At 39.3% G+C, this 1182-nt stretch carries 1 protein-coding gene; it reads left to right on the top strand.

Features of this window, described 5'->3' with window-relative positions:
• Positions 1-230: 230 nt before the first annotated feature.
• Positions 231-1182: IS110 family transposase (locus H5117_RS20365; RefSeq protein WP_024598675.1), on the top strand; the 952-nt coding region annotated here is incomplete at its 3' end.

Below are 1182 nucleotides of genomic sequence, written 5' to 3'. Positions count from 1 at the left end.
TCTTGTATGGATAATAAACCCATAAATTAATTAATACTTTAACCAAGTTCGGGTAATGTGAGGCCCAAGCTTTGGCTGCAACCAAAGCCTTTTATACAGTAGTTCGATTGATTGAAGGCTCCTCTATTGAGAGACCGATAACAAGAAAGAACGCTGTATAAACTCCAAGCATTAAACTCGGATAGTCAACGGGGCCTCGAGCCCGAATCGCAAGGCAGAGTCAGCTTATTATGAATACACTCAATAATCAAAATGAAATTAACGTCGGTGTCGATACAGGTAAAACTCAACTCGATATTTACATCCGACCTTTAGATATATATTTCACCGTAGAAAACAATGACGGCGGCATTAAACACGCTATAAAAACACTAAAAAAGCACCCAATAACGCGTGTTACTATTGAAGCAACTGGGCGCCTTGAACACCCCTTTATTATGGCGTGTGCTCAAGCGAATATCCCTTTCGTTGTTGCTAATCCCGTTAATATTAAACGTTTCGCAGGCGCTATTGGCCAAAAAGCAAAAACAGATAAACTTGATGCGCAACTCATCGCTCATTTTGGTGAAGCAATAAAGCCACCACTCTCTTCTTTAAAGCCAGAGCAGATGCGCTTGATGAGTGATTTACTTTCTAGAAGAAGGCAGTTAATGGATATGCAAACGATGGAGAAAAATCGTTCACAGATAATGCCAAAAACAATATCATCACTAATAAAACCTATCCTAACGGCATTAAAAAATCAGATTGAAAAAGTAGATTTGAAACTACAAAAACTCATCAAAGAATGTGACGAATATAAGGTCAAGAATGACATTATTCAAAGTGTGCCTGGCGTTGGGAATGTTGTCGCATTTAACTTACTTAGTGACATGCCTGAGCTTGGGTGTGTAAACAATAAAGAGGCTGCATCACTGGTTGGTGTTGCACCATTTAATCGAGAAAGTGGTGCTTATCAGGGTAAACGGATGATACGAGGTGGACGGCCAAAAATTAGAACCGCAATGTATATGGCAATGATGTCAGCTATCCAATGTAACCCTAAATTTAAAGCTATTTATCATCGGCTAGTCGCGGCAGGGAAACCTAAAAAAGTGGCTATTATTGCCTGTATAAGAAAGCTTATAGTAATCATAAATTCTATGGTGAGGGATGGTGTCATGTGGGATCCTAAAATGGTTT

It is taken from the genome of Pseudoalteromonas sp. SG45-1 (genome assembly GCF_014164135.1).
Taxonomy (GTDB): domain Bacteria; phylum Pseudomonadota; class Gammaproteobacteria; order Enterobacterales; family Alteromonadaceae; genus Pseudoalteromonas; species Pseudoalteromonas distincta.
This window is presented reverse-complemented; position numbering and strand designations above follow the sequence as displayed.